At 65.6% G+C, this 20,586-nt stretch carries 21 protein-coding genes; 11 read left to right on the top strand and 10 right to left on the bottom strand.

The genetic code is table 11. The features are described from left to right. The first annotated feature begins 97 nt into the window (after nt 1-97). From lepB to fghA, 3 genes are read left to right on the top strand one after another with little or no spacing between them, the layout of a single operon-like run. Entirely contained in the window at nt 98-769 is a 672-nt protein-coding gene (gene lepB / locus ASN89_RS01025) for a signal peptidase I (RefSeq protein WP_046683687.1), read from the top strand. 46 nt (nt 770-815) lie between these two features. Then, complete coding sequence (locus tag ASN89_RS01020; protein WP_046683686.1) at nt 816-1,679, top strand: NAD-dependent protein deacetylase; 864 nt, start codon at nt 816-818, stop codon at nt 1,677-1,679. 56 nt (nt 1,680-1,735) lie between these two features. Beyond that, on the top strand, nt 1,736-2,602 hold the full coding sequence (fghA, locus tag ASN89_RS01015) for an S-formylglutathione hydrolase (RefSeq protein WP_058047967.1): 867 nt from the start codon (nt 1,736-1,738) through the stop codon (nt 2,600-2,602). 70 nt (nt 2,603-2,672) lie between these two features. Here the strand turns inward: fghA and ASN89_RS01010 are convergent, their stop codons facing one another. After that, a complete protein-coding gene (locus ASN89_RS01010; RefSeq protein WP_058047966.1) occupies nt 2,673-3,566 on the bottom strand; it encodes a LysR family transcriptional regulator in 894 nt (297 codons plus the stop codon). Nucleotides 3,567-3,909: 343 nt separating this feature from the next. Here ASN89_RS01010 and ASN89_RS01005 point away from each other — a divergent pair, with 343 nt between their 5' ends. After that, nucleotides 3,910-4,329, top strand: coding sequence for an ester cyclase (locus ASN89_RS01005; protein WP_046683683.1), 420 nt, complete (start codon nt 3,910-3,912; stop codon nt 4,327-4,329). Nucleotides 4,330-4,355: 26 nt separating this feature from the next. Here the strand turns inward: ASN89_RS01005 and ASN89_RS01000 are convergent, their stop codons facing one another. From ASN89_RS01000 to ASN89_RS00985, 4 genes are all read right to left on the bottom strand, one after another. Beyond that, nucleotides 4,356-5,021, bottom strand: coding sequence for an alpha/beta hydrolase (locus ASN89_RS01000; protein ID WP_058047965.1), 666 nt, complete (start codon nt 5,019-5,021; stop codon nt 4,356-4,358). A gap of 130 nt (nt 5,022-5,151) precedes the next feature. Beyond that, the gene (locus ASN89_RS00995) at nt 5,152-7,470 is read right to left on the bottom strand and encodes a xanthine dehydrogenase family protein molybdopterin-binding subunit (protein WP_058047964.1); all 2,319 of its coding nucleotides are present in this window, start codon (nt 7,468-7,470) and stop codon (nt 5,152-5,154) included. Next, nucleotides 7,463-7,930: a (2Fe-2S)-binding protein gene (locus tag ASN89_RS00990; protein ID WP_046683681.1), complete on the bottom strand. Its 468-nt coding sequence runs from the start codon at nt 7,928-7,930 to the stop codon at nt 7,463-7,465. Before ASN89_RS00990 ends, ASN89_RS00995 begins: the two co-directional genes overlap by 8 nt. Nucleotides 7,931-7,947: 17 nt before the next feature. Next, on the bottom strand, nt 7,948-9,246 hold the full coding sequence (locus ASN89_RS00985; protein WP_058047963.1) for a c-type cytochrome: 1,299 nt from the start codon (nt 9,244-9,246) through the stop codon (nt 7,948-7,950). Between the two features lie 190 nt (nt 9,247-9,436). Here ASN89_RS00985 and ASN89_RS00980 point away from each other — a divergent pair, with 190 nt between their 5' ends. The 7 genes from ASN89_RS00980 (at nt 9,437) to ASN89_RS00950 (ending at nt 15,482) form a co-directional block, all read left to right on the top strand. Beyond that, nucleotides 9,437-11,089, top strand: a complete 1,653-nt coding sequence (locus ASN89_RS00980; protein WP_046683790.1) for a Na+/H+ antiporter — start codon at nt 9,437-9,439, stop codon at nt 11,087-11,089. Nucleotides 11,090-11,283: 194 nt separating this feature from the next. Continuing rightward, the gene (locus ASN89_RS00975; protein ID WP_235501817.1) at nt 11,284-11,862 is read left to right on the top strand and encodes a YfiR family protein; all 579 of its coding nucleotides are present in this window, start codon (nt 11,284-11,286) and stop codon (nt 11,860-11,862) included. 8 nt (nt 11,863-11,870) lie between these two features. Then, nucleotides 11,871-13,130 carry a diguanylate cyclase domain-containing protein gene (locus tag ASN89_RS00970; protein ID WP_058047962.1) on the top strand — a complete coding sequence of 420 codons (1,260 nt, stop codon included), beginning with the start codon at nt 11,871-11,873 and terminating at the stop codon, nt 13,128-13,130. 16 nt (nt 13,131-13,146) lie between these two features. Then, entirely contained in the window at nt 13,147-13,650 is a 504-nt protein-coding gene (locus ASN89_RS00965; protein ID WP_046683678.1) for an OmpA family protein, read from the top strand. 31 nt (nt 13,651-13,681) lie between these two features. Beyond that, entirely contained in the window at nt 13,682-14,152 is a 471-nt protein-coding gene (locus tag ASN89_RS00960) for a gluconokinase (RefSeq protein WP_152988400.1), read from the top strand. A gap of 71 nt (nt 14,153-14,223) precedes the next feature. After that, nucleotides 14,224-14,541, top strand: coding sequence for a DUF3144 domain-containing protein (locus ASN89_RS00955; RefSeq protein ID WP_034782889.1), 318 nt, complete (start codon nt 14,224-14,226; stop codon nt 14,539-14,541). Next, nucleotides 14,541-15,482, top strand: a complete 942-nt coding sequence (locus ASN89_RS00950; RefSeq protein WP_058047960.1) for an acyl-CoA desaturase — start codon at nt 14,541-14,543, stop codon at nt 15,480-15,482. The genes ASN89_RS00955 and ASN89_RS00950 overlap by 1 nt, the downstream gene beginning before the upstream one ends. On the opposite strand, the gene ASN89_RS00945 is transcribed toward ASN89_RS00950, so the two are convergent. From ASN89_RS00945 to ASN89_RS00925, 5 genes are all read right to left on the bottom strand, one after another. Beyond that, nucleotides 15,455-15,997, bottom strand: coding sequence for a gamma carbonic anhydrase family protein (locus ASN89_RS00945; protein ID WP_046683675.1), 543 nt, complete (start codon nt 15,995-15,997; stop codon nt 15,455-15,457). The genes ASN89_RS00950 and ASN89_RS00945 overlap by 28 nt on opposite strands. A 37-nt stretch (nt 15,998-16,034) precedes the next feature. After that, nucleotides 16,035-16,766: a CPBP family intramembrane glutamic endopeptidase gene (locus tag ASN89_RS00940; RefSeq protein ID WP_052755730.1), complete on the bottom strand. Its 732-nt coding sequence runs from the start codon at nt 16,764-16,766 to the stop codon at nt 16,035-16,037. Between the two features lie 83 nt (nt 16,767-16,849). Beyond that, nucleotides 16,850-18,052: a benzoate/H(+) symporter BenE family transporter gene (locus ASN89_RS00935; RefSeq protein ID WP_058048002.1), complete on the bottom strand. Its 1,203-nt coding sequence runs from the start codon at nt 18,050-18,052 to the stop codon at nt 16,850-16,852. Between the two features lie 95 nt (nt 18,053-18,147). Next, a complete protein-coding gene (locus tag ASN89_RS00930; protein ID WP_058047959.1) occupies nt 18,148-19,617 on the bottom strand; it encodes a PLP-dependent aminotransferase family protein in 1,470 nt (489 codons plus the stop codon). Beyond that, nucleotides 19,614-20,549: a hypothetical protein gene (locus ASN89_RS00925; RefSeq protein ID WP_058047958.1), complete on the bottom strand. Its 936-nt coding sequence runs from the start codon at nt 20,547-20,549 to the stop codon at nt 19,614-19,616. Before ASN89_RS00925 ends, ASN89_RS00930 begins: the two co-directional genes overlap by 4 nt. Nucleotides 20,550-20,586 lie beyond the last annotated feature (37 nt).

Below are 20,586 nucleotides of genomic sequence, written 5' to 3'. Positions count from 1 at the left end.
AGACTGGCTTCAGCCTCGCCGTGCATCGTGAACAGGTCGCCAGCAGCCTTGGCGTTTACCATCACCATCACGGGCACAGCCCAGCGAAAGAGCCGACATGAGCACATGGATGCGCGCCAACAAAGGTTTTTTGATGTTTCTGCTGCTGTTCGGCGTGTTCCGCACGGCCGTGGCGGACTGGAATCCCATCCCGTCGGCGTCCATGCGTCCCAACCTGCTCGAGGGCGACGTGGTCTTCGTCAACCGCCTCGCCTTCAACCTGAAAGTGCCGCTCACCGATATCGTGCTGCAGCGCCTGGGCGAACCGGCCCGCGGCGACATCGTCACCTTTTCCTCGCCCAAAGACGGCACGCGATTGATCAAGCGCATCATCGCCCTGCCCGGCGACACGGTGGAAATGCGCAATGAACAGCTGGTCATCAATGGCCAGCCCGTCCAATACACGGCGCTCGACACGGCGCCTGAAACCATCGCCCACGTGGGCCAGCTGACGGCGCAGCGCATCAGCGAACGCAACCAGACGGAACAGCACCGCATCCAGGTCTTGCCGCAAATCGCAGGCGCGGCGCGCAGCTTTGCCCCCGTGACGGTGCCGGCCGACCATTTCCTCATGCTGGGAGACAACCGCGACAACAGCGCCGACTCGCGCTATTTCGGCTTCGTGCCACGCGCATTGCTGATCGGCAAGGCCGAACGCATCCTCGTCTCGGCCAATATCCAGGAGCATTGGCAGCCGCGGCTGCAGCGTTTCGGCATGAAGCTCGAATAAACAGCCCTTGCAACGGCGCCGTGCTTTTCGGTTAGCATGGCGCATCATGCAAAATTTTTCCTTCGCCAGCCAGCAGCCAGCCAGTGACTACGACGCTCTCGATCAGCTGGCGCAGTTCCTGCAGCGCCATCCCGACGTGCTGCTGCTGACGGGCGCCGGCATCAGCACGGCGTCCGGCATACCCGCCTACCGCGACACGGAAGGCGTGCGGCGCGGCAACGCCCCCGTGCAAGGCCCCGATTTTCGCCGCCAGGAAGCCGTGCGCCGCCGCTACTGGGCGCGCAGCATGGTGGGCTGGCCGACCCTGGCGCGCGCCACGCCCAATCCTGGCCACCTGGCCATCGCCCAACTCGCCCAGCGCCAGAGAATAGGCGGCCTGGTCACGCAAAACGTGGATGGCTTGCATCAGCAGGCAGGCAGCGCAGCCGTCACGGAGTTGCACGGCAGCATACATGGCGTCGTCTGCCTCGATTGCCGGACCCGCCACACGCGCCGTCTGATCCAGGATCAGCTCGAACGCGACAATCCGCAGTTGCTGGGCGCCACGGCCACGCCGGCGCCCGACGGCGACGCCTTGCTGGAGCCGTCCCAGCTGGCCACTTTCCACGTGCCCGTGTGTCCCCGCTGCGGCGGCACCCTGCAGCCCGACGTGGTGTTTTTCGGCGATGGCGTGCCTGCCGCCTGCGCGGCCGAGGCCGAAAGCAAGATGCACACGGCCAGCGCCCTGCTGGTGGTGGGCTCGTCCGTCATGGTGTATTCGAGCTTTCGCCTGTGCCGCATGGCGGCCGAAACGGGCAAGCCCGTGGCTGCCATCAACATGGGCAAGACGCGCGCCGACCATTTGCTGGCATTCAAGACCGATGCTCCGGCACAAGACATCTTGCCTGCATTAGCGGCCATGCTGGGCTGATCCCGTGCCGGCCCTGCGCCGCTCTGGCTATACTGTGGCATTAACGAGGAGAATTCATGCTGGAACTGTTGAGTGAACACGCCTGTTTTGGCGGCGTACAACGTTTTTATCGCCACGACGCGCAAGCCATCGGCTTGCCCATGCGTTTCTCGGCCTTCATTCCCGACACGGCGCCAGGCGCCACGGTCACCACCAGGCGTCCCGCCCTGTTTTACCTGGCAGGCCTGACCTGCACGGAAGAAACATTCATGATCAAGGGCGGCGCGCAGCGCGTGGCGGCCGAGGAAGGCTTGATCCTGATCGCGCCCGACACCAGCCCCCGCGGCGCGAACATCGCGGGCGAAAGCGACTCCTGGGATTTCGGCGTGGGCGCCGGCTTTTACGTGGACACCACCGAAGCGCCATGGAGCAGCCATTATCGGATGTACAGCTATCTGCTGGAATTGCGCGCCCTGCTGGAGCAGGAACTGGCGATCGATGCGCAACGCACGGGGATTTTCGGCCACTCGATGGGCGGCCATGGCGCGCTGGTGCTGGCCTTGCGCAACCCGGAACTGTTCCGCTCCGTGTCCGCCTTCGCTCCCATCGCCGCGCCGAGCCAATGTCCGTGGGGCAAAAAAGCCTTCACGGGCTACCTGGGCAGCGATACAGCCAGCTGGCAGCAGTACGACGCCAGCGCGCTGATGCACGGCCTGCAGGGCCAGCCACCGCTGTTCCCCGAAGGCATCTTGATCGACCAGGGCCTGGCCGACAAATTCCTGCCCGAGCAACTGCACCCCGACATCTTCGAAGCGGCGTGCCGCGACGCCGGCCAGCCATTACGGCTACGCCGCCATGCAGGCTATGACCACGGCTATTACTTCATCGCCAGCTTCATGGAAGAGCATGTGCGTTTCCATGCGAGGAATCTGCGCGCCATATAAGCGCCAGTGAAACATGTCACAGTGCCAGGACCATGGAAATTTTCGATACGGGCGAGGCGCGTGGAAAAACTCAGTCCTTGCCGCTGCCGAACACGGCGACAGAAAATTCGATGAAGCTGCGCAGCTTCGGTGTCATCTGGCGGTCTGGCGCATACAGCAAGTGCAGAGGCCTGTCAGGGGCCCGGTATTTCGGCAACACGCGCACCAGCCTGCCTGCCGCGATGTCGGGTTCCAGCAATTCCGCCGGCTGCAGCATCACACCCATGCTGGCGCGGGCGGCCATCAGGAGGGCCTCGCCGCTGTCGATCATCAGGCGGCCCGTCACCGGCACCGTCACCGGGCCGTCCGGACCGTCGAAGCTCCAGTGGCTGCGCAACTCCGTGTAGGCAAAGCCCAGGCATTCGTGGCTGGCCAGGTCCATTGGCGAGATGATGGGCGGGTGTGACGCCAGGTAGGCGGGCGAAGCGCAGAGAATCAGCCGGTACGGCGCCAGGCGGCGGGCAATGCGGCTGCTGTCGGCCAGCTCGCCTACCCGGAATACGACGTCCGCCCCCTCCTCGATTGCATCGACATACCGGTTCGTGAGCGACACCTCGACCTGCACATCCGGGTAGGTCGCCATGTATTCAGTCAGGCGCGGCATCAAGGCGTGGATTCCGAAGGTGAGCGGGGCGTTGACGCGCAGGCGGCCGCTGGGACGGGCATGGCTCTCGGCGGCCAATCCCTCCGCAGCGGCCACCTCGGCCAAAATGACTTTCACCTTTTCGTAATAGCTTGCCCCGATTTCCGTTAAATGCTGGCGCCGCGTGGTGCGGTTGAGCAAGCGGATGCCCAAGTGCTGCTCCAAAGTCAGCACATGCTTGCCCACCAGCTGCGGCGACATGCGGAACACGTCGGCGGCAGCGGAAAAGGAGCCCAGCTCGACCGCCTTGGCAAACACGGTCATGCTCAGTAGTCGGTCCATCGCATCCACCCATTACAAACGCCACATTTCAAGTGACCAATTTTAACCGACATTTATCTTCTGGCATTTATAGTCCAAAGTAGCGGCATTCTCTTTCCCGGGCATAAGCATGCACCGTTTTAATCGCTCCTCCGCAGACGGCCTTGCTTTGCCCTCGTACGCCGCCCCGGCCGGCGCGGCCCCGCGCCCACCTGTCGGGCGAGGACGTCGTGTTCACCAATCCGATCGCCGGTCGGCCGTCCATTGCAGATCGATCATTTCACCACCAGCGGCAGCGTCAAGCCAGGCAGCACAAGTGCATACGCACCTAAACCACTCATATCGTCGATAAAGGAGTATTACCATGACATCGGAAGCAAACAAGCTCACCATGCAGAAGTTTGTTGAGTTCATCAACACCGCCAGCAAGGCACTGGCTGACGAACTCATCTCGACAGACGCAATCTTTCACGTACCGGGAAGTCCGGAGCCCATGCGAGGGCCGGCTGGATATCTCGCCATCATCGCCATGATGCGTGAAGGATTCCCCGACATCCAGTGGACCTTGGAAGAAATGGTGGCCGAAAGTGATAAAGTCGCCGCCCGGTTCATTATGCGCGGCACACATCAGGGAACGTTCTTCGGTGTGCCGCCTACCGGGAAGCAGATTGCGGTGCAAGCCATGAACCTCTACCGTCTGTCCGACGGCAAGTTCGTCGAGGAGCGCGGCCAGCCCGACATGCTTGGCTTATTACAGCAAATCGGTGCCGTGCCGTCGCATTGAGCAGCCATAAGTGCTGCTCTGTCCCGCTACTGCGCCGTGCTGGTATGCCCGTTGAAATGGCGCGTGTACCAGTCCGTTGCCAGCAGGGCCGCCTGGTGACGGGTGTCGGGGCCGCCAGGCGTGGCGATCTGTTCCAGTTGCTTGTCGCAGCGCAAGGTGGCGAATGCCATGCGGTTCAGGCCAGCCACGTCGGGGTCGCGTCCGCCGACGATCAGCAGAGACGGCACGCGCACGTTTTCCAGCGCCGCCTTGCCCGCCATTTCCACCTGGCCATCGCAAACGGCGAGCGCGGCGATTTCCGCGCTGCGCCAGGCCGCCAGCTGCATCACGACGGCCGCGCTGGTGCCATAGCCATACAGGCCGCAGGGCAAGCGCCGCGTGGACGGGTCCACTTGCAGCCAGCCCAGGGCTTTTTCCAGCTGGCGCGCCAGCAGCAAGATATCGCTGCGCACGAAATACGCGTGGCCATTGCTGCCGCCGCCAGGCTCGACACCGGCCTGGTCGAAGCGCAGGGTGGCGATGCCCGCTCGCAAAAAATCCTGGGAGGTGGCGTGGCTGGAGGCGCCCAGATAGTCGCTATCGGCGCCCGCACCGTGGGCAAACAGGACGATGCCCACGGGCCGCTCGGGCATTTCAAGCACGCCGTCCATTTGAAGTTCATCGGCCGTGATGCTGACAAATTGCTCTTGCATGGCTGCCTCCGCTATCGAGCTGGGATCTTGCCGGGCCGGGCACAGCCTGCATGCCCAAGGCGGCTAACCTCAGTGTAGCAGCCTGCGCCCGTTCACGCGCGGCGCACGTCAAATTCGCCACGCGCCCGCATCAGACGGCGCCGTGCCGGTCCAGTCCCTTCAGCACGGCTTCCGGGCGGATCGGCAAATGCCGCACGCGCGAGGCCACGGCGGCGAAGATGGCGTTGCCGATTGCCGGCGCCACGGCGGTCGTGGGCGGCTCGCCCATGCCCGTCGACGTTGCCGTGCTGGCCACGAATTCGATGTCAAGCTCGGGCACGTCGGCCATGCGCAGGGGCGTGTAGGTATTCAGGTTGGTATCCTTCACTTCGCCGTTCAGGAAGGCCGTGCCTTCATGCAAGGCCATGCTGACGCCCCACAGGGCGCCCCCTTCCGCCTGGGCCAGCGCGCCATCGGGGTCGACGATGCTGCCCGCGTCGATCACCATGAACAATTTTTCGACTTTCACCATGCAAGTGCTGCGGTCTACTTTCACTCTGGCAACACACGCCGTCCAGGTAGGCATGTCGCGTTCCTGGCCGAACGTGGCGGCGATGCCCAGGCCCGTGTCAGGCGGCATGGCAGTGCCCCAGCCTGCTTTTTCCGCCACGCGCCGCAGCACGTGGGCCAGGCGCGCGGCGCCGCCGACGGCGTTCGGCGCGCTGCCCGCATTGCGCCCCGTCGCTTGCAACAACGACAGGCGGAAGGCCAGCGGATCGACCTTGGCCGCCTGCGCCGCCTCGTCCATGAAACTTTCCACTGCCCAATTCGTCCAGCCGGGGCCTACGGAGCGCAGCCAGCCGGGACGGAAACTGCTGTTGGCCAGGTCGTTCGACACGGCCCGCACGCGCTGCGCGCCCACCGTATACCAGTGGTCGGCGCCGGCGATGGCGAACGGGTCATACGGATGGCCCTGCTTATCCTTGGCCAAGAAGGCAGGGATCATGGCTTGCGTGGGCCAGCCCGCGCTGGCCTCGTGCACCATCGCCGAGACCTTGCCATCCGCATCGAACGCCATGCGCACATGCTGCACGGACGGCGAACGGGGCGAATCGAAACGGGCATCGTCGGACCGCGTGCAAATCATCTTGACGGGGCGGCCCACGGCTTGCGCCGCCAGCGCGGCCGGCACGCAATAATCGCCATTCAGGCGCCGTCCGAAGCCGCCACCGAGCAGATAGGTATGCAGCATGACACGGCTCTCGGGCACCTTCAACGCTTGCGCCAGCACGGGCAGGATCAACGATTGCCATTGGTTGCCCGCATGAATGTGCCAGACGCCGTCGATTTCCTGCGCCAGGGCATTGACGGGTTCCAGCTGGAAATGCAGCACGGTGCTGGTCGTGTAGTGGCGCTCCAGTTGCAGGCTGGCATCGTTGAACGCTTGCTCCACGCCGTCATCATCGACGACGCGGGCGCCCAGGCTGGCATCGGCCAGCTGCTTGGTGGCGTAATTGACAATGTCCTGCTCCGCCACGTGGGCGGCCGCGCCAGCCCGCCATTTCACTTGCACCAGCTCGGCCGCGCGCATGGCGGCCGCATACGTTTCGGCCACCACCATGACCCAGCCGGGCACCGTGCCGCTGGGGTCTTGCAAGGCGAACGAACGCAGGTAGCCCCGCACCTTCCTGGCCGCCGTATCGTCGATGGAGACCACTTTCGCGCCGTAGCGCGTGGGCGGGATCTTCGGGCGCGCAAACAGCATGCCCTCGACTTCCGCATCGATGCCGTACACGGCCGTGCCATTGATTTTCGCGGGGATGTCGAGCGCCTGCACGTTCTGGCCGACCAGGCTGCGCTGCTGCGGCGTTTTCAGCACGATGGCTTTCAGTTGCTCGGGCGTGTACTGGCGCGCCAGCTTGCCACGGCGCACGATGTCGCCATAGCTGATCGACCGCCCCCGGCCATGCACGACGCCCAGCCTCGCGTGGCAGGCGGACACGGGCACGCGCAGCAGGCGCGCGCCCTCCTCGACCAGCGCGAGGCGCCCGGCCGCGCCAGCACGGCTGAGCGGGTCGAAATTCTGCCACACGGACCAGCTGCCGCCCGTCACCATCAAGCCCCATTTCGGGTCCGTGTCCACGTAATGCAGGCGTACTTTGCTCCAGTCCGCTTCCAGCTCCTCGGCCACGATGCGCGCCAGGGCCGTGCCGATGTGCTGGCCCATTTCCGCCTTGGCGATGTTGACGGTGACGATGCCGTCGCGGCCGATCTGGAACCAGATGCTGGGGTCGAACACGGCTGCGGCAGCTTTGACGGCCGGCACGGGCGCCGTCTTGCCCGCGGCCAGGGAGCTGTCAGCGCGCAAAAAAGCGAGGGTAAACCCCGTGCCGACGGCGGCGATCAGGAAGCCGCGCCGGCCCAGCGCGCTGGGGCTGGTCCCTGAATTTTCTTTCGGCAACTTAAACACCGGGCGCCTCCTGCATGCCGGCCGCCAGCTTGATGGCCTTGCGGATGCGCACATACGCCATGCAGCGGCACAGGTTGCCGCTCATGACGGCATCGATATTCGCATCCGTCGGCTGCGGATAATCTTTCAACAAGGTGGCCGCCTGCATGATCTGGCCCGACTGGCAATAGCCGCACTGGGGCGCCTGCGTGGCAAGCCACGCCCGCTGCAGCGCGTGCGTGCCATCGGGCGACAGGCCTTCGATGGTGGTGATGGCGCAGCCGGCCACGGCGGCAATCGGCGTGATGCACGAGCGCATGGCGCGGCCATCCACGTGCACGGTGCAGGCGCCGCACATGCCGATGCCGCAGCCAAATTTCGTGCCTTTTAATTTAACTTCGTCGCGCAGTACCCACAGCAGGGGCGTCTCGGCGTCGGTCTCGGTGCCGAAGGGCTGGCCATTCACGGTAATGTTGTACATAAAAAAACTTTCAGTAATTACTTGCCGGCGCGCGCGCGTGCCACGGCCGCTTCCAGATTCGTCCAGGCCGGCTGGTGGCTGCGGCTGCGGCGCAGATAGGCGGCCAGCTGAGCCACGTCGTTGTCCGTCAACGAGGCGGCAAAGCCGGGCATCAGCACGCCGGGCATGGCTTCGTCCTTGCTCAAGCCGTGCAGGATCACCTGGATCAGGTTGGCGGGATCGGGCGCGCTGACGGCGCTGTTCAGGCTCAGTTCCGGCCGCAGCGCCGCAGGCCGGCCATCGCTGTTCGAATGGCACGACGCGCAGGCGGCCACGTACAGGCTGGCGCCACGGTCATTGTCGACCAGGCTGACGCGCTGCGAGCGGGCGATGCCGGCTTTCACCACGGTATCGGTATCGAGCTGGCGCTGCTCCGCCCCGCCCACGCCGGCAAAATACGCTGCCAGCGCGCGGATATCGCTATCGGGCGAAGCGCCCATGCCTTCGTGCACGACGGCAGACATGGGCCCTGCCGCCACGCCGTGCAAGGCCGTCGCCCCCGTGCGCAAAAAGGCGTACAGCTCGTCCTGCGTCCACGGCAAGGGCGCCGTGTTGGCACTGGTCAAGGCCGGCGCATACCAGTGGTCGATGGCCGCGCCCAGGTAGGACGAACCGGCCAGCTCGGCGCCCAGCGCATTGCGCGGCGTGTGGCAGGCGGCGCAATGGGCCAGGCCTTCGGCCAGGTAGCGGCCCCGGTTCCAGTCCAGGCCTTGCGCGGGGTCCAGTTGATAGCCGGCCGGCTTGAAAAACAGCAACTTCCAGCCTGCCTGCAAGGGACGCAAGTTCAGGGGGAAAGGCACGCTGTTGACGGGCGCCACCGCATACACGGGCGGGCGCGTCATGAAATACGCGTACAAGGCCGTCAAATCCGTATCCGAGACGAGGTTGAAATGGGTGTACGGAAAGACCGGATACAGATGGGCGCCGTCGCGGCCCACGCCTTCGCGCATGGCCCGCTGGAAGGCGGCCAGCGACCAGCGGCCGATGCCCGTTTGCCTGTCCGGCGTGATGTTCGTCGCATAGATGGTGCCGAACGGCGTGGCCAGGCCGTGGCCGCCCGCGTACTCGGCGCCGCCCTGGACCGTGTGGCAAGCGGCGCAATTGCCCATGCCCGCAAGGATGCGCCCACGCTCCACCACTTGCGGGGAAAATGCCGTGGCGGCAGGCGGATCGATGGACGCCAGCGCGGGGCGCCAGTAATACAGATACGCGGCCAGGGCCGCGACGATGAGCAATGCCAGCGACAGCAGCAGGCCGGTGAAGATTTTCTTGAGCAAAACAGGAGTCCGGTAAAAGGCCAGGCACGCGCCTGCCGCGCACGGACGGCAACAGCAGGGCAGATTGTGACAATGAATGGGAGAATCTTACCGCGATTGTGACTTGTTGTATGTACGCAATGACACGCAGGCCGTGCCCGCAGGCGGGCTGCGCCTTATAATCAGCGTTTCAGCACGCCGCCGCTCCTTCATGCATACCGTTACCATCATCCTCATCCTCGTATTGACCGTCGTCCTGTGCGGCTTTCTCGCCCGCTCGCGCTGGGTCAAGCTGCCGTTGCCGCTGATCCAGATCGCCGGCGGTACGGGATTGGCCGTGTTTGGCGTGCAAGTGCCGCTCGATCCCGACATTTTCTTCCTGCTCTTCATCCCGCCGCTGCTGTTTCTCGATGGCTGGCGCATTCCCAAGGGCGCCTTCTTTTCCGACGCGCGCTCGATCCTGATGCTGGCCATCGGCCTCGTGCTGTTTACCGTGCTGGGCATGGGCTTTTTCATCGACTGGCTGATTCCCAGCGTGCCGCTGGCCGTCGCCTTCGCGCTGGGCGCCATCCTGTCGCCGACGGACCCCGTGGCCGTGTCGGCGATCGCCGCCGGCAATCCGATCCCGCCGCGCCTGATGCACATCCTCGAAGGCGAATCCCTGCTCAACGACGCGTCGGGCCTCGTCTGCTTCACGTTTGCCGTGGGCGCCATGATGACGGGCGGCTTTTCCATCGGCGCCGCTTCGCTGAGTTTCCTGCAGGAAGCGGGTGGCGGCATCGTCATCGGCTTGGCCATTTCGTGGGGCGTGGGCCTGGCGAATAAATGGCTGGTGAGCAAGGTTGGCGAAGAACCTGGCCTGCAAATCCTCATCAGCATCCTGATCCCGTTTGCCGCCTATCTGGGCGCCGAGCAAATCCACGGCTCCGGCATCCTGGCCGCCGCCACGGCGGGCGTGTCCATGCATTATGCCGACCTGATCGGCCGCCCGCTGGCCGCCACGCGCACCCAGCGCAAGGCCGTGTGGGATACGGTGCAACTGGTCTTGAATGGCGTGATCTTCGTCATGCTGGGCGCGCAACTGCCCACCACCGTTGCCGGTTTGCCGGCAGCATCGGCCGAAATCGGCGCCGGCAGCGCCTGGAAACTGCCGCTGTTCGTCATCGCCATCACGGTGGGGCTGACCTTCATGCGCTTCCTCTGGGTCTTCATTTCCATGAAACTGACCCTGTTCAAGCACCACAAGAAGGTGGCGGGCGAACCGAAGGACGCGGCGCTGCTGGCGCGCCCCAGCCTGCGCCTGCTGCTGGTGGCGTCGTTCGCGGGCGTGCGCGGCGCGCTGACCCTGGCCGGCATTTTGACGCTGCCCTTATTCTTGCCTGACGGCACGCGCTTCCCCGCGCGCGACCTCGTCATCTTCCTGGCCATGGGCGTGATTTTGCTGTCGCTGCTGCTGGCCAGCGTCACCCTGCCCCTGCTGACCAAGGGCCTCGTGTTCGCGCCGCCCGCGCGCCGCTCGACGGAAGAACGCAACGCCCGCGCCGCTGCCGCCGAAGCGGCCATCGCGCGGCTGGAAAAAGTGTGCGAAGGCATCGACAAGAATGACAAGCAGCAAGTCGTCACGGAAGCGGCCAACCGCCTGATCGAAGCCTACCGGCGGCGCCTCGCGTATGGCGAAAGCAGCAACGACGAGGCGATGCGCTTGCAGGAACTGGCCAGGGCCGAACGCTCGCTGCGCCTGGAAGCGCTCAATGCCGAGCGCGATGAGTTGTTCCGCCGCCGCATCTCGGGTGAACTGGACGACACCATCCATTTGCGCCTGCTGCGTGAAATCGACTTGCTGGAAGCGACACTGGAAGAATAGCAACACTTTGGCGCGTGATGACAGTGTTGGCAAGTAATTCTCATGGTAAAGAATGCAAGTTTTCACATTCGTGTTTATAATGCAAGGTTTATGGCGTCATGCCGTGATTTACTTTCAACAGAGACTTCCGTAGAGTCTGTGTTGCTGAGTAACTAGTTGAATAGCCACCAGACCTGCATAAAGACACCGACGCCGTGCCCTCCTCCCCTCGCCACCGGCAGCGCCCCGCGCTGCCCGTTCTGCTCGCCGTGCTGCTGGCGTCGCTGCTCGTCTGCGGCGCCCTGGCGCCGTGCGCGGCGTGGGCGCAAACGGGCGCGACGGCCGACGCCAGGCGTCCCACCGAGGTGGCTCAGGTTCTGTTTGGCATCATCAGTTATGTGCGCTGGCCCGTGGCCCGCCAGGAAGTGCGCGTCTGCATGCTCGGTGCGCCCCGCTATGGCGCGGCCATCGTCGACACGCCCGCCTCGAACCTGGGGCAGCGCATCCGCGTGAAAATCCCGGCGGCGGCCAGCACGGCCAGCGAATGCGACGTCGTCTACATGGGCAGCCTGCCGGAGGGCGAACGCGAGCACCTGCTGGCGCAGATCATCGGCAAGCCGATTTTGTCGGTCGCCGAGCCGGGCACGTCCTGCCCGGTGGGCACCATGTTCTGCCTGCGCCTTGCCGAGGCGCAGATCGGTTTTGACGTCAACCTCGACGCCATCGCCCGCAGCGGCCTGCGCGTACATCCGAACGCCTTGCAAATTGCACGTCGCAAGGGACCGACGCCATGAGTGCCCGCATGAGCAACAAGCCTGCCCGCCAGCCCCGCCGCACGCTCGACAGCGTGCTCCGGCGCGCCCACCTGAGCGTGTCGCTGATCGCCGTGCTGGCGGCCGGCCTAACCCTGACGGCCGTGGCGCTGCTGGCCCTGCGCGTGTATTCGGACCAGAACCTGCGCCTCGTGGCCCGTTCGATGAGCTACACGGTGGAAGGGGCCGTCGTCTTTGGCGACTCCATCGCCGCCAAGGAAGCGCTGGCCCTGATCGGCGTCAATGAAGATATCGACCAGGCGCAGGTGAGCGACCAGGCCGGCAAGGTGCTGGCCCGCTGGGAACGGGGCGAACACGGCACGCGCTACTACATCGAACGCGCGCTGACAGGCTGGATGCTGCCCGATTCGCTGACCTTTCCCATCACGCGCAATGATCAGGCCATCGGCAGCATCAAACTGGTGCCGCACAGCCGCAGCCTGCTGCCCTTCCTGCTCAGCGGCCTGACCTGCCTGCTCGCCTGCCTGGTGCTGAGCCTGGTCGTCGCCGTGCGCCTGTCGCGCAGCATGGAAACGGAGATCACGTCGCCCCTGCGCCACCTGGCGGAAACGGCCCACCGCGTGCGGCGCGACCGTTCGTTCGAACTGCGCGTGCCGCCCGCCAATATTGCCGAGCTGAACCAGATCAATGACGACTTCAACGCCCTGCTCGATGAACTGGAAGCGTGGCAAAGCCATCTGCAAAAGGAACACGCCTCGCTGTCGCACCGCGCCAACCACGACAGCCTGACGGGCCTGTCGAACCGCGCCTTCATGGAAGCGGAGCTGGAACGCGCCATCCTCGAAGCGCGGGTCGGCAATGGCAAGGTGGCCGTGCTGTTCCTCGACAGCGACCGTTTCAAGTACATCAACGACACCTTCGGCCATGCCTCGGGCGACCGGGTGTTGGTGACGATCGCCGCGCGCATCAAGCAGCAATTGCGCGAAGGCGACCTGGTGGCGCGCCTGGGCGGCGACGAATTCGCCATCGTGCTCAAGCCGCTGCGCAACAGCAGCGACGCCATGCACATCGCCGACAACATCATCGCCGCCATGGCGCAAGCCATTGAACTGCCCACCGGCAACAGCATCGTCAGTTCGCTGACCATCGGCGTGGCCGTCTTCCCCGATCACGCCATCGACGCCATCTCGCTGGTCGGCGCGGCGGACGAAGCCATGTACCGCGCCAAGCAGGCGCAGCGCGGCACGCGCCAGGTAGCGCGTCTGCCGCAACCCCATACTCACCCCTGAACCAAGGAGCAACACCATGCAGTTTATCTACAAGCAATTACGTCTCGGCTTCCTCGGCCTGTTCTTCGTGGGCCTGCTGGCCGCCTGCCAAAGCACGCCTGAAGTGAAATCGCCGTTCAATGCGGAACAGATCGCCACCCTGAAAGACCAGGGCTTCCGCCAGACGGACGAAGGCTGGGAGCTGAGCTTCACGGACAAGCTGCTGTTCGAATTCGACGCCGCCAAGCTGACGCCGCCAAGCCGCAGCGCCATCCAGAAGATCAGCGCCGCCCTGCTGAAAGTGGGCATTACCCACATGCGCGTGGAAGGCCATACGGATAACGAAGGCACGGAAGCGTACAACAACAAGCTGTCGCTGGCGCGCGCCAATATGGTGGCCGATGCCATGAGCGCAACGGGCATTGCACGCGACAACATCGTCGTCAAGGGCCTGGGCATGAGCAAACCCGTGGCCTCGAACGCCACCAAGGCGGGCAAGGCGGAAAACCGCCGCGTCACCATCATCGTTTCGGCGCCTTGAGGTGGAAGTGCCCGCCGTGCGCTGGGTAGTGATGGGCGTGTCCGGCTGCGGCAAGAGCGCCGTCGGCAGCCTGCTGGCCGACGCCTTGCACGTGCCCTACGTGGAGGGCGACGACGTGCACTCCCCGGAAAACGTGGCCAAGATGGCGGCCGGCACTCCCCTCGACGATGCCGACCGGGCCGGCTGGCTGGCCGCCCTGCGCGAGCGCATCGCCACGGCCCGCGCGCAAGGCAGCGGCCTCGTCGTCTCCTGCTCGGCCCTGAAGCGCGCCTACCGCGACGTGCTGCGCGAGGGCGACCCGGCCCTGCGCTTTGCCCACCTGGACGGCCCGCGCGCCGTGCTGGAAAGCCGCTTGCAGCGCCCCGGCCATTTCATGCCGGCCAGCCTGCTCGACAGCCAGCTGGCCACCCTGCAGCCCCTGCAGGCGGACGAAGCCGGCATCGTGCTCGACATCCGCCAGCCGCTGGCCGTGCTGATCGAACAAATCCTGCAAGCGCCCTGACTGACGGCCGCGCGGCTGGACAGCCCGCAGCCCCCTGTGTAGACTGGCGCGCACTTTCATGAGGGATTTTTATGAGCACACCAACGACAAAACCAGCACCGGGCCCGGAATTCTGGGAGCGCGCCGACCAGGTCATCGCCCTGGCCAATGAGCAATGCATGCATAGCGGCGGCAATGAAGTGGCCACCTCGCTGCTGTACGCGGCCGCCCGCTTCAACGCCTTTCTCGTCGCCAGCAAGAGCAACGACGTGGCCAAGATGCAGGAAGAAAAGGAAGGCGCCGTGGCCTTCTTCACGGAACAGTACAAGCGCATGCTGACCGACAACTTCAACGACTACATCACCAACTTCGACAAGTACACGCAACCGTCGTCGGCCCCCAAGGGTTGATGACGGCGGCCAGCCTGGACAGCCACCGCGCCCGCGCCACCCACGCCGACAGCGTGCTGGAAGGCACGGTGCGCTTTGCTCCTTTACCATCGCTATGGCTGGCGGCCATGCTGGCCGGCGCCGCGACGGGCGCCCTGCTCTTCTTCAGCTGGACCGGCGTGCTGCTGTTTGCGGCCGGCACGGCCATCGTCCTGCTGTTCGGCCACTCGCTGGGCAGCCACCGCAAACTGATCCACGACAGCTTTCAATGCCCGCGATGGCTGGAATACCTGCTCGTGTACTTGGGCGTGCTGGTGGGCCTCAGCGGCCCGCTGGGCCTGCTACGCCAGCACGAATTGCGCGACTATGCGCAGCGCCTGCCCGATTGCCACCCTTACCTGCGCCATGGCGCAGGCTTCTGGCGTGATGCATGGTGGCAATTGTTCTGCCGCCTGGACCTCGACCACCCGCCGCACATCGCCATCGAGCCGCGCATCGCGCACGACCGCTTTTACCGTTTCCTGGAAAGAAGCTGGATGCTGCAGCAATTGCCATGGGCCCTGCTGTGCTTTGCCTGGGGCGGCTGGGGCCTGGTTTGCTGGGGCGTCTGCGCGCGGGTCAGCGCCGATGTGCTCGGTCACTGGCTGATCGGCTACTTCGCCCACAACCATGGGCAAATGCATTTTCACGTCGACGGCGCCGCCGTGCAGGGCAGGAATATCCGCCTGACGTCGCTGCTGACCATGGGCGAATGCTGGCACAACAACCATCACGCGTATCCGGGCTCGGCCAGGCTGGGCCTGCTGCCGGGCGAATGGGACCCGGGCTGGTGGATGCTGCTGCTGTTGCGGCGCCTGGGCTTAGTGTCAGCCCTGCGCCTGCCGCAAGACCTGGCGCGGCGGCCGGAACTGCACCGGCTCGGCGACGCCAACGATCAAGCGTCGTCCTGGCCTGCCAGGTAATTGTTCTTCACGCGCACGTAGTGCTCGGCCGAATAGCGCAGGTAGGCGATTTCCGCTTCCGTCAGCGCGCGCACCTTGGCGGCGGGGCGGCCCACGTACAAGTGGCCGCTTTCCAGCACCTTGCCCGGCGACACCAAACTGCCCGCGCCCAGCATCACGTGCTTTTCCACCACCACGTCATCCATGACGATGCTGCCCATGCCGATCAAACACTCGTCGCCTATCGTGCAGCCGTGCAAGATCACGGAGTGGCCGATGGTCACGTACTTGCCAATCGTCAACGGTGATCCGTCGGGCTTGGCCGCATTTTTGTGCGACACGTGGCCCATGGAAAAGTCCTGGATATTGCTGCCTTCGCCGATGACGATGCGGTTGACGTCGCCGCGCAGCACGCTGTTGCACCAGATCGAGCAGTCGTCGCCGATCTGCACGTCGCCAATCACTTGCGCCGTGTCATGCAGGTAGACGCGCTCGCCCACGACGGGGCGGGTATTCAGGTAGGAACTGACAGGCATCGTTTTCTCACTCTTCATTAAATTGAAACAACAGGATTCACACCCAGCCGGCGGCCAGCGCAAAAATGGCCAGGCCATGGGCCAGGGACGCGCCCAGCAAGCCGGCACGGCAATATACCAGCCCCGCCACCACGCCTTCGATCACGGTGAACACGACGATGGGCGCACCCACCTGCGTGACGGTGGTGGCAAGAAAAGCGTGGCACAGGCCGAACAGCAGGCCCGACACAAGCGCCGCGCGCCAGGCCGGCAGCCAGGCGCGCAATTGCTGCTGCAGCAAGCCGCGAAACAGCAATTCCTCATAACAGTTGGCCGCCAGCGCAAAACCCAGCAGCAAGGGCAGCAGCGATGGCGCGACGGGCGGCAGGGACGGCAAGCCGAACAGCGCCTTCAAGCCCGTCGCCAGCGCGATGATCACGCAAGCGCCCGCCACGCCCAGCAGCACGGACAGGGCCGGGCGCATGCCCAGCCAGCGGATCTGGCGGCGCGCCTCGCTTTCCAGCCAGCACGTGCTGGCCACCAGCCCCAGCGACATGGCGCCCAGCGCCAGCAAGACCGGCGGCGGTGCCGTGAAGCGCAAGCCGCCCGCCGCCACTTGCCAGTAGCCGTGCGCCGTCATCGCGTCGCGCGCCAGCACGAAAAACACGATGTGCACGAGCACGCGCAGCAGCGGCACGGTCCGCGGTACCGCCAGCAGCAAGGCGGCGCAGACGAGGAAGGCAGGCGTGATCGCCAGCAGATACTGCGCCAGGGAAGTCAGGTCGGCCATCGCTCACATCGGGAAAAGTACGGTGCCAACGGGCACGGGCGCAGCAATTGTATGCGGCGGCTGGCAAAATGGCCATGCCGTTGTCAAGCCGCCTTGCGCCAGCCATGCATCAGCCCATGCGCCGCCAGTCCCGCCGCCAGCCCCCACAGGGCGCCGCCCACGCCCAGCAGGGTCACGTTCGCGGCCGTCGCCAGGAAGGTAATCAGGGCCGTTTCGCGCATGCGCACGTCCGCCATCGCCTGCGCCAGGCTGTTGCCGATGGCGCCCAGCAGGGCCAGGCCCGCCAGCGCCGTGATGAAGGGGCGCGGCAAGACCATGAACAGGCTGGCCAGGGTGACGCCGAAGACGCCCACGAGGATGTACAGCACGCCGCAAGCCAGGCCCGCGACATAGCGCTTTGACGAATCCGCATGCGCATCCTTGCCCGTGCAGATGGCGGCCGTGATGGCGGCCACGTTGAAGGCATGCGCGCCGAACGGCGCCATGAGCAGCGAGCCGAGACCCGTCACCGTCAGGATGGGATTGGCGCTGACCTGGTAGCCGTCATTGCGCAGCACCAGCATGCCGGGCATGTACTGCCCCGTCAGGGTGATCAGGAACAGCGGCAGCGCCACGCCCAGCAGGGACGCGACGGAAAAGCGCGGCATCTCGAACACGGGCGCGGCCAGGGCCAGTTCGATGCCTTGCGCATCGATGCGTCCTTGCGCCAGCAACAGGGCCAGGCCGATCAGCATGATGCCCACCACGGCAAAGCGTGCAGTGAAACGGCGCAGCACGGCGTACGACAGCAGCAACACCACCACCAGCACGGGGTCGGCGCTGGCGCCGCCAAACGCGTTCACGCCAAACTGCAGCAGGATACCGGCCAGCAAGCCGGCCGCGATGCCGCCAGGAATCAGCCGCACGAGGCGTTCGAAGGCGCCGGACATGCCCAGCAAAATGAAGGCGATGGCGGACACGATATAGGCGCCGATCACTTCGGCATACGGCGTATGCGGCATGACGGTGGCCAGGAAAGCCACGCCGGGCGTGGACCAGGCCGTGATGATGGGCGCGCGGTAGCGGTAGCTGAGCCAGATGCCCGTCACGCCCACGCCGATGCTCAGCGACCAGACCCAGGACGCCGTCTGCGCGGCGCTCAGCTGGGCCAGCTGGGCCGCCTGGAACACCAGCACGAAGGTGCCGCCATAGTTGACGAGGACGGAAATGAAGGCCGCCATGGTGGGGGATGCCAGGTCGCGCCAGCGCGCCCGGTCGGCCATGGCGGTTGTTGTGGTTGTTGTCATGTATATGCCTCTGCCATTGAAAGGCAGCATATTAATGGCCACATGGACTGCTCAAACAGGCCAATTCAATCGCATAAAGCAGACCACTTACAGCATCACCCCAGCGCGCGGGCCAGGCGGACGATGCCGCTGTCGATCTCGTGCGGGGTGAGCGCCGCAAAGCCCAGCAGCCAGCCGCCGCGCGCCGGCGGCGTCGCGTACAGCCGGCTCAGGCCAGGCAGCACGATGCCCGCCTGCGCCGCCAGGCGTATCGTGTCCAGCTCCACCCTGCCCTCGTGCAGCAGACACGGCATCTGCAAACCGCCCGGCGGCAGCTGCGCCGCGACCATGTGCGGCAGGTGCCGCTGCACGGCATGCGCCATCGCATCGCGGCGCACGGCGTAGACCTTGCGCATGGCGCGCACATGGGCCGCGAAATGGCCATCGGCGATGAAACGGGCCAAGGTCAGTTGATCCAGCTGCGGCGTGTGGCCATCGAGGATGCTGCGCGCATGGGTCATCGGTTTCACCAGCGCGGGCGGCAGCACCATGTAGCCGATGCGCAGGCCCGGGTACAGCGACTTGGCGAAGGTGCCCAGGTAAATCGTGCGCTGCTGCGTGTCGAGGCCCTGCACGCACGCCGTCGGCAAACCCGCGTAATGAAACTGGCTGTCGTAATCGTCCTCGATGATCCAGCCCTGGCGCTCGGCTGCCCAGGCCGTCAGGGCCAGGCGGCGCTCAAGCGCCAGCGTGGCGCCCGTCGGATATTGATGCGACGGCGTGACGTATACCGTGTTAGCCCCGCTCGTGTCGGCACGCAGGCTTGCCATGCACAATCCCTGCGCATCGACGGGCACGGGCACGACCTGCAATTGCGCCATCTCGAACGCCTTGCGCGCGCCGAAATAGCCCGGGTCTTCCATCAGAATGGGGCCATGCGCGTCGGCCAGCACTTGCGCGCACAGGTACAGCGCCTGGCGCGTGCTGCTCAGCACCAGCACCTGCTGCGCCGTGGCCCGCGCGCCCCGCTCCAGGTTCACATAGTCTGCGATGGCCTGGCGCAAAGGCTCGGTCCCTTGCGGGTCGCCGTGCAGCAGCACATGGTGTTCGCTGGCGGCCTGGCGCCGCAAGCGCTCCCATACGTCGAGCGGGAAGGCCCGCGTTTCCGGCAAGCCCGTGACAAACGCCTTCACGCTCTGCTGGTCGACCACGCCGCCGCTGGCGAGAATCTGCGCGCCGCGCGCGCTGAGGGACACCGGCTGCGCCGGCATGGACAGCGACGCCACCGCCGGCTTGCCCAGCAAGCTCGCCCCTATCGTGGGCGAGACGAAACTGCCCGATCCCGCCTGCCGCTGGATATAACCGTCCAGGCGCAGCTGCGCATACGCCATTTCCACCGTATCGCGCGACACGCCCAGCGATTGCGCCAGCACGCGCGTGGCCGGCAGGCGCAGGCCCGGCGCCAGCACGCCATCGAGTATCAGCTGGCGCAGCGCGCGCTGCACGCGTACGCGCAAGTCGAGCGCCGCCAGTTCGGGCGCGGCGATGCGGATTTTCAGGGTGTCGAGTTCGAACTGCGGCGTCATGTGGCCTTGGCGCGGGCCGCATCCACGGCGGCCATGCTGCTGGTCAGCGAATAGCCGTGCTGCTGCAGCACGGCCACCAGCTGTTCGCCGGCGCAGCCCAAACGCAGGTTTTCCGCCACCCAGTCCTGCCACTCACGGCTGATGTCCGGCATGGCTTCCTCTTCCAGCGCAAGACCGAGTATGCATTTGGCCAGCAAGCCGTTGATGCGCTTCGTATCGATCAGGTGCTGCACCACCGCGTGGCCCGAATGGGGATACGGGTGCAGGGTGCAGCGGCCGAAGGCGGCCAGGCGCTGCGCGTGCATGGCGTCGAGGTTGACCGATTCGCTGGCGCTGCCTCCCCCGTTGACAGCGTCAGGCCGCGTACCGAACACCAGGTGCAGCTGCGTGGCGTCCGTCGCCCTGGCGCGGCACAGGGCCGCCAGGTCGTAGTAGCCGGAGGCCGGCGGGTCTTGCGCCAGCGACTCCATCACGGGCAGCCAGCGCAGCTCATGGTACAAGCGCGCCTGCTGCACGTCGAGGAAGGACAACGGCCCGAAGGCGACGATCTGCTGCACGTCCAGCAGCAAGCCATACATGACGGCCGCGTACGCGCCCATGGACTGGCCGACGGTGGTGACCTGACCGGGCGCGATGCGGCGCACGAGTTCGCGCAAGGCTTGCGCCGTCTCGTCAACGTGGTTGCCCAGGCCCGCGATGCGGCGGTGGTACCAGGCATTGCCCGAATCGCGCACGAGGATTTTGTTCAGGTGCTGGCCGCTGGCATGCTCCAGCTTTCTCAGGCGCCCGTAAAAATCGAAGGCGGGACGCGTGGTCCACGAAACAAAGCCGAAGGCGATGACCAGTGGCGCGCCGGGCACGATGCGGTCGACGAGCACGTCGTCGTCAGTGGTGGCCACCAGTCGATTATCCAGCGCTTGCGCTTGCAGCATCGGCCCGGCTCCCCGATCAAGGTTAAAACAATAGAAA

It is taken from the genome of Janthinobacterium sp. Ant5-2-1 (assembly GCF_001445815.1).
Classification (GTDB): Bacteria; Pseudomonadota; Gammaproteobacteria; order Burkholderiales; family Burkholderiaceae_D; genus Janthinobacterium; species Janthinobacterium lividum_E.
The sequence above is the reverse complement of the archived record's forward strand: the minus strand, read 5'-3'. Positions and strand labels throughout refer to the sequence as shown.